This window comes from Mycobacterium sp., from assembly GCF_052143115.1.
Classification (GTDB): Bacteria; Actinomycetota; Actinomycetes; order Mycobacteriales; family Mycobacteriaceae; genus Mycobacterium.
Map to the genome: position 1 here is coordinate 1 of NZ_JBKQTQ010000072.1, position 9,207 is coordinate 9,207.

The 9,207-nt window shown below is 64.2% G+C and carries 7 protein-coding genes and 3 pseudogenes; 5 read left to right on the plus strand and 5 right to left on the minus strand.

What is annotated here, in order from left to right; all coding sequences use genetic code 11:
• Positions 1 to 1,082: acyl-CoA dehydrogenase family protein (locus tag ACLQI9_RS08135; RefSeq protein WP_442391451.1), on the plus strand; the 1,082-nt coding region annotated here is incomplete at its 5' end.
• Positions 1,083 to 1,189: 107 nt separating this feature from the next.
• Here ACLQI9_RS08135 and ACLQI9_RS08140 read toward each other — a convergent pair.
• From ACLQI9_RS08140 to ACLQI9_RS08150, 3 genes and pseudogenes are all read right to left on the minus strand, one after another.
• A complete protein-coding gene (locus ACLQI9_RS08140) occupies positions 1,190 to 1,795 on the minus strand; it encodes a TetR/AcrR family transcriptional regulator (RefSeq protein WP_442385142.1) in 606 nt (201 codons plus the stop codon).
• Between the two features lie 338 nt (positions 1,796 to 2,133).
• Positions 2,134 to 2,349, minus strand: a pseudogene (locus ACLQI9_RS08145) (4-hydroxy-2-oxovalerate aldolase); the annotation flags it as partial.
• A gap of 74 nt (positions 2,350 to 2,423) precedes the next feature.
• A complete protein-coding gene (locus ACLQI9_RS08150; RefSeq protein ID WP_442385146.1) occupies positions 2,424 to 3,056 on the minus strand; it encodes a TetR/AcrR family transcriptional regulator in 633 nt (210 codons plus the stop codon).
• 97 nt (positions 3,057 to 3,153) lie between these two features.
• On the opposite strand from ACLQI9_RS08150, the pseudogene ACLQI9_RS08155 reads away from it, so the two are divergent.
• From ACLQI9_RS08155 to ACLQI9_RS08170, 4 genes and pseudogenes are all read left to right on the plus strand, one after another.
• Positions 3,154 to 4,693, plus strand: a pseudogene (locus ACLQI9_RS08155) (bifunctional 3-(3-hydroxy-phenyl)propionate/3-hydroxycinnamic acid hydroxylase).
• Entirely contained in the window at positions 4,690 to 5,562 is an 873-nt protein-coding gene (locus ACLQI9_RS08160; RefSeq protein ID WP_442385148.1) for an alpha/beta fold hydrolase, read from the plus strand. Before ACLQI9_RS08155 ends, ACLQI9_RS08160 begins: the two are co-directional and overlap by 4 nt.
• Positions 5,559 to 6,556 (plus strand): annotated as a pseudogene (locus ACLQI9_RS08165) (VOC family protein). Before ACLQI9_RS08160 ends, ACLQI9_RS08165 begins: the two are co-directional and overlap by 4 nt.
• 13 nt (positions 6,557 to 6,569) lie before the next feature.
• A complete protein-coding gene (locus tag ACLQI9_RS08170; protein WP_442385150.1) occupies positions 6,570 to 7,601 on the plus strand; it encodes an amidohydrolase family protein in 1,032 nt (343 codons plus the stop codon).
• Here ACLQI9_RS08170 and ACLQI9_RS08175 read toward each other — a convergent pair.
• Both ACLQI9_RS08175 and ACLQI9_RS08180 read right to left on the minus strand, forming a co-directional pair.
• Entirely contained in the window at positions 7,552 to 8,892 is a 1,341-nt protein-coding gene (locus ACLQI9_RS08175; protein WP_442385152.1) for an amidohydrolase family protein, read from the minus strand. The genes ACLQI9_RS08170 and ACLQI9_RS08175 overlap by 50 nt on opposite strands.
• A 4-nt stretch (positions 8,893 to 8,896) precedes the next feature.
• A partial coding sequence (locus ACLQI9_RS08180; RefSeq protein WP_442391453.1) for a pyridoxamine 5'-phosphate oxidase occupies positions 8,897 to 9,207 on the minus strand: 311 nt, incomplete at its 5' end.

The window sequence follows — 9,207 nt, forward strand, 5'->3', positions numbered from 1 at the left end:
AGCTCGACACATTGGCGCAGCTGTTCGCCGGAGCGGCCGAATCCAACACATTGGATATGGCCGGAGCCGACGGGCTTCGCAGCAGCGACAGCAATGGGGAAAATCGCAACGGCAGCAACATGGCGGCGGTGCTGCAGGCCTTGGAGGCCAGTTGGGGCGATGCGGCGATGCTGCTGTCGATCCCCTTCCAAGGCCTCGGCAACGCGGCAGTCTCTGCTGTGGCCACCGACGAGCAGCTGCAGCGTTTGGGCAAGGTCTGGGCGGCGATGGCGATCACCGAACCAGGATTCGGGTCCGATTCGGCGGCGGTGACCACCACAGCCAAGCTGGACGGCGACGAATACGTGATCAACGGCGAGAAGATTTTCGTCACCGCGGGTTCGCGAGCGACTCACATCGTGGTGTGGGCGACGCTGGACAAGTCGAAGGGCCGCCCGGCGATCAAGTCGTTCATCGTGCCGCGCGAACACCCGGGTGTCACCGTTGAGCGGTTGGAGAACAAGCTGGGTATCAAGGGCTCCGACACGGCCGTCATCCGGTTCGACAACGCCCGCATACCGAAAGACAACCTGCTGGGCAACCCCGAAATCGAGCCCGGCAAAGGTTTCGCCGGAGTGATGGAGACCTTCGACAACACCCGGCCGGTCGTCGCGGCCATGGCCGTCGGGATCGCCCGCGCCACGCTGGAAGAGCTGCGCAAGATCCTGACCAACGCCGGCGTGGAGATCTCCTACGACAAGTCGTCATACGCGCAAAGCGCCGCCGCGGCCGAGTTCCTTCAGATGGAGGCCGACTGGGAGGCCAGCTACCTGCTGACGCTGCGCGCGGCCTGGCAGGCCGACAACAAGATCCCCAACTCCAAAGAGGCGTCGATGGCCAAGGCCAAGGCCGGCCGGGTGGGTAGCGACATCACGCTCAAGGCTGTCGAATTAGCTGGCACCGCAGGCTATTCGGAGCAGACGCTGCTGGAGAAGTGGGCACGTGACTCGAAGATCATGGACATCTTCGAGGGGACCCAGCAGATTCAGCAGCTGGTGGTCGCCCGCCGCCTGCTGGGGCTGTCGTCGTCCGAACTCAAGTAGCGGACGCACGATCTGTCACGCGCTGCGTTCGCGCTTCTCCGGCGTGCAGGTGACCGGTATCTGGCAATGATGCCGCCGCCGTGGTTTTAGAACCTCAACGCGGAGCCTCATGCTGTGGACAGGTCCGGCAGGTCCGCCATGCAGATTTCGTGAGCTTCAGCGGGATCGATTCCCATTGCGCGTAGTAGGAGTTGGGCGGTTGAGGTTCCAGCGTCGCGCCATGTCTGGTGACCCTCGAGCACCATCCACATGGCGCTCACGGTGGCGCCGACGGCTAGCGAGGCAATGCTGTCGATGCTGTACGCGCCGATGTCGTATCTGCCGGCCGCGATGCCCGCGTTGATGTCTTGCATGGGCGGTCCGGTCATCACGGCTCGCAGCGATTCCTCGGTGAGGCCAAATCTGACGGCGAAGCGCCCCATCGTCGGGTTCTCGTGGGCGTAGCGGACCCACAGCCGTACCCCGGTCGCGAGCCGCGCCGCTGGATCATCGATATCGGCGAAAGTCGCCGCCACCCGCCGATGCAAGTCCGCGCTGAACTCCGCGACGACGCGATCGAACAGGCCCTCGACCGATCCGACATTGCGATAAAGCGTCCCGCGGGCCACGTTGGCCTCCTGGGCCAACTCGCTGACCGTTAGCCGGGTCGTCCCCTTCGCCGTGAACAGGCGCACCGCGGCGGCGTTGATTCGCCGATCCGTCGGTGTCGTCATGACTTTGCCCTCCGGTCGTTTGCACTGCCCCAACGGAGAGTGCACCTATGTTCTTTAACCCAGCACAGTGTAGCTTAAAAGTCACATTTGATCTATTTTGAACAATAGTGTTCAATGAACCTCAAGCAAGCAAGAGGGTACGACCGGTGAGCACAACGACCAACATGGGCCAGGCGCAGTCGAGCGCAGAGCAGATTCCAGTTCTGATCGTCGGCGGTGGACCCATCGGCCTGACTTTGGCGGCTCAGCTTTTCTTGCGCGGTTCGACTGGCTTTACAACTTGGACGTGACTGAGCCGGCGCGATCGGCTTGAGCTGATCGGCGGCCCCGTCATTCGCTCAACGATCGCCTACCAGGTCGAGGGCAATGTCGACCAGCATGTCTTCCTGACCGCCGACCATGCTGCGGCGCCCGGCCTCTTCGAGCAAAGTTCGCGCGTCGATGCCATAGCGTTCGGCGGCGATTTCGGCGTGACGCAGAAAGCTGGAGTACATCCCGGCGTAGCCCAGGGTCAGCGTTTCACGGTCGACACGCACCGGCCGTTGCTGCAACGGACCGGTGCCGATATTTCCTGACCCGATGATGGCCACCGGCCATTTGCCTTGCGATGTCATGGTTTTCCTCAGCGTCATTGACCGGCATCCTCGGATATCAGGCGCAGTGCGGTGTCGTACAAGGCCCGGGCATGTAACTCGAACAGCCCAACCAGGTCCACTGCGTCGCCGCCGATCTCCTTGGCGATGAACAAGCCGTCGGCGCCGGCGATCGCGTAGGTGACCAATTGGTGTATCTGTGTGTCTGTGAGCTCTGGGGTGAATCCACGCATGGTCTCGGCCAGGTCGTAGTAGGTCTGCGCCCGGGCTTGGATGAACATCGCGCGCGCCCGCGGCTCGACCGGTCGGCGTTCCAGCGCCAACATCAGGCCGAGCCGGATGAAGTCGGGCGAGTCCAGCAGCGCCTTGGCGATCTGCAGCGCCATGCCCACCAGGCGGTCGCGCGCAGTGCCCTCGTCGGGCACCTGCCAGGCCTTGAGCCAGTCGGCGAAGCTGCGCTCGATCACCATTGCGATCAAGTCGTCCTTGTTCTTGAAATGCCAGTAAATCGAACTGGCCGGCAGGCCACATTTCGCGCTGACCAGGGCGATGCTGGTGCCCTCGTAGCCGCGCTCAGCGGCGATCTCGGTGGCGGCGTCGAGGATGCGTTCACGCGACAGTTCACCGTCGGCGCGCTTGCGCCGTTTCGGCTGGTCCTTTCCCGCCATCACCGTTCTCCTCGATCAGGGTCTTGACTCTGTAGTGATCGCTACACTACCGTAGTGATCACTACAGAACAACCCCCCTCGACGATGAGAGACAACCGTGACCACTAAAGATCTCTACGACGTGGCGGTGATCGGCTACGGCCCGACCGGCGCGACCGCCGCCAATCTGCTGGGCCATCTCGGCCTGAAAGTCCTTTGTGGTCGAGCGCGATCCAGATGTTTACGGCCGTGCCAGGGCCATCTCCACGGACGAGGAGGTCATGCGCATCTGGCAATCCGTCGGGTTGGCCGATCGGCTGCAGCAGGACATGCTGCCCGACCGTCCACTGAACTTCGTCGACGCCGCCGGTGTCCCGTTCATCGACCTGAAGATCAATCCACGCGGGTGCGGGCACCCGCCGCAGCAGTTCTTGTATCAGCCGGCGGTCGATCACGTGCTGCGTGAAGGGGTCCAGCGATTTTCGAACATCGACGTGCTGTTGCAGCACGAATGCCTCCGGGCAGTGCCCAATGGCGACGTTGTCGAGTTGATGTTGGCCGATCTTCGCACCGACACGTTCAAGCGCTTGCATGCGTCGTATGTGATCGCCGCTGATGGCGGCTCGTCGCCGACTCGCGGTCAGCTGAGTATCGGTTACACGGGGCGCACCTACACCGAGCGGTGGGTTGTCATCGACACCAAGGTCCTCAAGGAGTGGGAAGCTCATGACCGGTTGCGGTTTCACTGCAATCCGGCCCAACCGACCGTCGACTGTCCGACTCCTCTCGGCCACCATCGGTGGGAGTATCCCGCGCGCGCAGGCGAGGCCGACCAGGAGCTGTTACGCGAAGAAGCGATCTGGAAAATTTTGGGCAATCAGGGCATTACGCCCGAGCATGTGAAGATCCTGCGGGCCGTGATTTACAGCCACCACGTGCGCGTTGCCGACCGCTGGCGAGTGGGGCGAGTCTTCCTGGCCGGGGATGCCGCGCACGCCATGCCGCCGTGGATCGGGCAGGGTATGTCGGCCGGGGTCCGCGATGCGGCGAACCTGTGCTGGAAGCTCGCCGCCGTTCTCGACGGCCAGGCCCCCGAATCGCTACTCGACACCTATCAAGCCGAACGCAAACCACACGTCACGGACGTCACCCGTCGGGCCTGTCTCGCCGGCCGCATCATCACCGAGCGCAACCGGGTCATCGCCGCCGCGCGTAATCATCTGATGCGGGCGGTCATGCGGACACCTGGCATGGACGCCCGGCTGCAGAAAATAACCTGGATTCCGGACGCCCGATACGCCGACGGCTTCTTCGCGGCCGGCCCCCACCGCGCTGTGGGGTGGCAGATTCCGCAACCGTGGGTCACGGACGCCAATGGCGCGAGGGTTCGCCTCGACGATCTCCTCGGCGGCCAGTGGACCGTCCTGCACGCAGGCGAATCGCCGGCCGGCGCGCGCGCCTGGACGGCAGTCGGCGTCCCGACGCTTCGGATCAGCGAGCCCACGCTCGTCGGCTGGCTACGGCGCAAGAAAGCCGCAGCGGTTGTGCTGCGGCCCGACGGATTCATCTACGCCGCAGCCAAATCCGGGCAGCCACTACCACCGCCGCCGGCCGGCTGCGCTTTTTCTTCTTCAACCAGAACTGAGGCCACCGCATGACCACGACCAACCTCACCGAGCACACCATCACCGTCGCCGGTAAACCGATCTTCGTCGCCGAAACCGGCAGCGGACCGGCCGTGGTCATGTTGCACGGCGGCGGACCGGGCGCTTCCGGGGTATCCAACTACTCCCGTAACATCGACGCCCTCGCACAGCAATTTCGCGTCATCGTGCCCGATATGCCCGGCTACGGCCGCTCGGCCAAAGGCGTCGACCAACACGACCCGTTCGGTTACCTCGCTGACATGACCCGCGGACTGCTCGACGAACTCGGGCTTGCCACAGCCCATTTGGTCGGCAATTCCTACGGCGGTGCGGCCGCGCTGCGGCTGGCACTGGATACGCCGCAGCGAGTCGACAAGCTCGTCCTGATGGGTCCCGGCGGTATCGGCACTACGCGCGCTGTCCCCACTGCCGGGCTCAAAAGCTTGCTGTTGTACTACGGCGGCGACGGACCCAGCCGGGAGAAGCTGGAGTCGTTCATCCGCAATTACCTGGTTTACGACGGCGCTTCGGTCCCGGACGACTTGATCGACCTGCGCTATGCGGCCTCCGTCGATCCCGAGGTGATGGCGGATCCCCCGCTGCGCCGCCCGTCTGGCCCGATGGCGCTGCGCACCCTGTGGCGGATGGACCTCACCCGCGACAGCCGCCTCAAGCATCTGCGGGCACCGACGTTGGTGTTGTGGGGCCGCGACGACAAGGTCAACCGCCCGGCCGGCGGTCCGATGCTGGCGAATCTGATGCCCAACGCCGAGTTGGTGATGACCTCACGCACCGGCCATTGGATGCAATGGGAGCGCGCCGATTTGTTCAACCGGCTTGTCGTTGAGTTCCTCAGCACACCTTCGGTTTTCGACCAATGAGCATCTTCGGCAACGTTCACCTCGGCTATATAGTCATCGAGACCGACAGGTTTGCCGACTGGCGCCGTTTCGGCCGCGACGCCATCGGCATGGATCTGGACGAGGCGTTGCGTGACGTCATGCGGTTCCGCCTAGACGACAACGAATGCCGATTTCTGTTGCAGCGCGGCCCGGCTGAAGATGTCACGGCCCTCGGGTGGCACATCGACGACCACCGCACCTTCGACGAAATCCTTACCCGCGTCACCCGGCACGGCGTGCCGATCAAAGAGGGCACCGCGGAGGAGGCCGCGCTGGGCGGCGTCGAGCGCCTCATGCGGTTCCCCGGCCCCAACGGCCTGGCGCAGGAAATCTTCGTCCGCGCTCGTTGCAGCGATCGCCGCCGGACATGGCGGTGCGCGGCGGCTTTGTCACCGGCGAAGGCGGCATCGGCCACGTCGCCCTCACGTCGAAGAAACCGCACCAGGTACGCGGGTACTACAACACCGTGTTCGACGCTCGGCTCACCGACTACATCGACGAAACCATCAGCGGCCTGAAGTTCAAAATCCGCTTCCTGCGCGTCAACCAACGCCACCACTCCGTGGCGATCGCCGCGGTCAACCGGTTGCCGATCAACCCGATCCGCACCCGCGTTCAGCACCTCAACATCCAGGTCGCCGAACTCGACGACATGACGGCGTCGTATCAGCGAGTCAGAGAACTCGGCTTCCACATGGCACTGGCCGTCGGGCAGCACACCAACGACAAGGAACTGTCCTACTACGCCATGACACCCTCGGGCTTCGAATGGGAACTCGGCTGGAACCCGATCGTCGTCAACGAGAAGACGTGGGAACCGAGCACACATCAGGGCATCAGCATCTGGGGCCACACCCGCGAGGGGCAGACCATCATCGAGAAACTCGGCCAGTTCAAGACCGCAGCGCAGTCGCTGCTGCATCGCGAAGACACCGTCCCCGCACTGGCCCACGCCGGCATCCCCGACGATTAACCGGAAGGCGACCATGCTACGAATCGACACCCACCACCATCTGATCCCACCCGACTACCGAAAAGCCCTGCAGAAAGCCGGAATCGCCGAAGCCGGAGGACGTGAGCTGCCCGACTGGAGCCCCGAAGCCTCGCTGCAGACGATGGCGGAGCTCGACGTCGGCACCGCCATTCTGTCGGTATCGACGCCTGGCACGACATTCTTGCCCAACCCGGCCGACGCGGCGGCGCTCGCGCGCGACCTCAACGACTACACCGCCGCACTGGCGGCAGCACATCCCGACCGGTTCGGGTTTTTCGCCACCATCCCGATGCCGCATGTCGACATCACCGTCGCGGAAGCGGTTCGAGCACTTGACAACCTGAAAGGCGACGGTGTCGTGCTGCTGGCCAACAACGCCGGCAAGTATCTCGGTGAAGACGGGCAAGATGCACTGTTCGCCGCCCTCAACGATCGCTCAGGGGTGGTATTCATCCACCCCGGCCAGCTGCCGGGGCCGATCGTACCCGGCGTCCCACCGTTCGCCGCCGACTTCCTGCTCGACACCACCCGAGCCGCTTACTTGTTGGTGCGCAACGGTATCCGTACCCGCTACCCCAAGATCCGGTTCATTCTAAGCCACGCCGGCGGGTTCGTGCCGTATGCCAGTCACCGGATGGCCATCGCCATCACCGCCGACACCGGCCGCAGCTGGGCCGATGTCCTCGACGACTTCGCCAGCTTCTACTTCGACACTGCGCTCTCCTCCAGCGCGGCCGCGTTGCCCAGCCTGCTGGCTTTCGCCAAACCGGGTCACATCACCTTCGGATCCGATTTTCCGTTCGCCCCGACTGCCGCCGGCAAGCTGTTCGCGGCTGGGCTGGAGACCTACCCGGCCATCGACGCCGGGACTCGCGACGCCATCGAGCGCACCAACGCGTTGGCACTGTTCCCCCGCCTCGGCGCGGCCCCGCAACCGATTCCGCAGTCACCGGCTCAACGACTCCGCCACATCGTCAGCCGATCCGTCCTTCGTGGCGTCGCCCGCCTGACGAACACGGCATAAGTATCCGTTCGCCGGATTCCAGCAGCCTGCCTCTGACTTCATCGGGGTCGACATCAGTCAGCGAGTGGTCGCGCTTGCGCCATAGGCCTGCGATCATCACCGCTTCGATGTTGGCGAGGCTGGCGTGCAGCACCGTGGCGACCGGATCGTGTGCCGGCCAAAGGTTTAGTGCGCGCGCGTCGATGACGACTAGGTCGGCCTGCATGCCCGGCTCGAGTCTGCCAACCCTGTCCGCCAAGCCGAGGGCTCCGGTTCCTTCGACCGTCGCCCACGACAGCGCTTGCCGGCTACTGATGGACATTGTTGTCGACATGATGCCCGTCGCGTCCCGATGATGTTCATGGTCGAGGCCACGCTGATGGGCCAAGGCAATCCGCGCGGCGACGAGGATTTCGCCAGACACCCCGGTTTCAGTGTCGGTGCCTAGCGACGGCGCCGTGCCGCGTCGCAAAAGACGTCCGGTCATCGGCGCGCAATGCCCGTGACCGAGCTCATTCTCCGGCGTGGTGGTGAAGGTGACGCCGACGTCGACCAGCGTTGTGACCCACTCGTCGGTCAGACCCGCCCCGTGCACGATATTGGTGCGAGGCCCGAACAGTCCCGCGGCATGCACGGCTTCCCAAGCGGCCGCGGGCTGACCACCGCTCTGGTGCATCGAGGCGATGAGCCTTCGTTCTTCGGCGGCACGCAAATCGGCTACTGCTACATCGGATGTCGAGTATTGCGGTCCGCGGATGGCCATCCCGACTGTGAGCAACTCTTGTGTCGAGATCGGCCCGTCGAGCAGTCGGTCGACCTCGTCAAGCGGATGCGGGACATCGGGGTCGCGGTTTGGCGCGCCGTGCAAGAAAACGGCGCGGATCCCGGATCTCTGAAGGGCTTCTACGGCCGCATCGGTGTGCTCTCGCGTGGGATTGTTATGACACCAGTCCCCGAGTGTTGTCGTCCCGCAGTTTATTTGGTTTAGCGCGCCGGCAAGAGTGCCGATATAGATGTCGTCGGGAGTGTACTGGGGCGCAATGTCGCCATGCACATGGTGCAGATATTCCGGCAGGGTCCAGTCGGCGCCCACAAAACGCAGCGCGCTCTGCCAGGTGTGCAGGTGAGCGTTGATCAGGCCAGGGATTACGATGCGCCCTGACAAATCAACACTTTGGGTGTCGTGGGGGTCGAGGGACCCACCGATTTCAGCGATGAGATCGTCCTCGACGAGAATGTTGACGCGTTCCGCGTCAGGCCGATTCGGCGACATGGTGATCACCGTGGCTTCACGGAGCAGGACGCGGCTCACGGTTTCAGGCCGGGTCCGGCGCATCCCACGGCATGGTGGCCGATACCCAGTGGGTGATCTGCTCTTCCTGGTCTTTGCGGTGCAGATGCCGCGGCGGCTGAGCGAAGGTCTCGTACCGCCGACAGCGTACGACGACCCGGTCCTCCTGCTCAGCCATCAGCTCGATGAACGGGCGGGCTTCCTCGCCAAGCGGTTGGCCAGACATGCGCCCGGCAACGGCCATCATGACGTCGACCACCAAATCGCGATCCCGCTCCACCGTGGCGTCGGCATACACCTGCAGGTAGGCGAACGGCCAATGCTCGTCGAGCACGC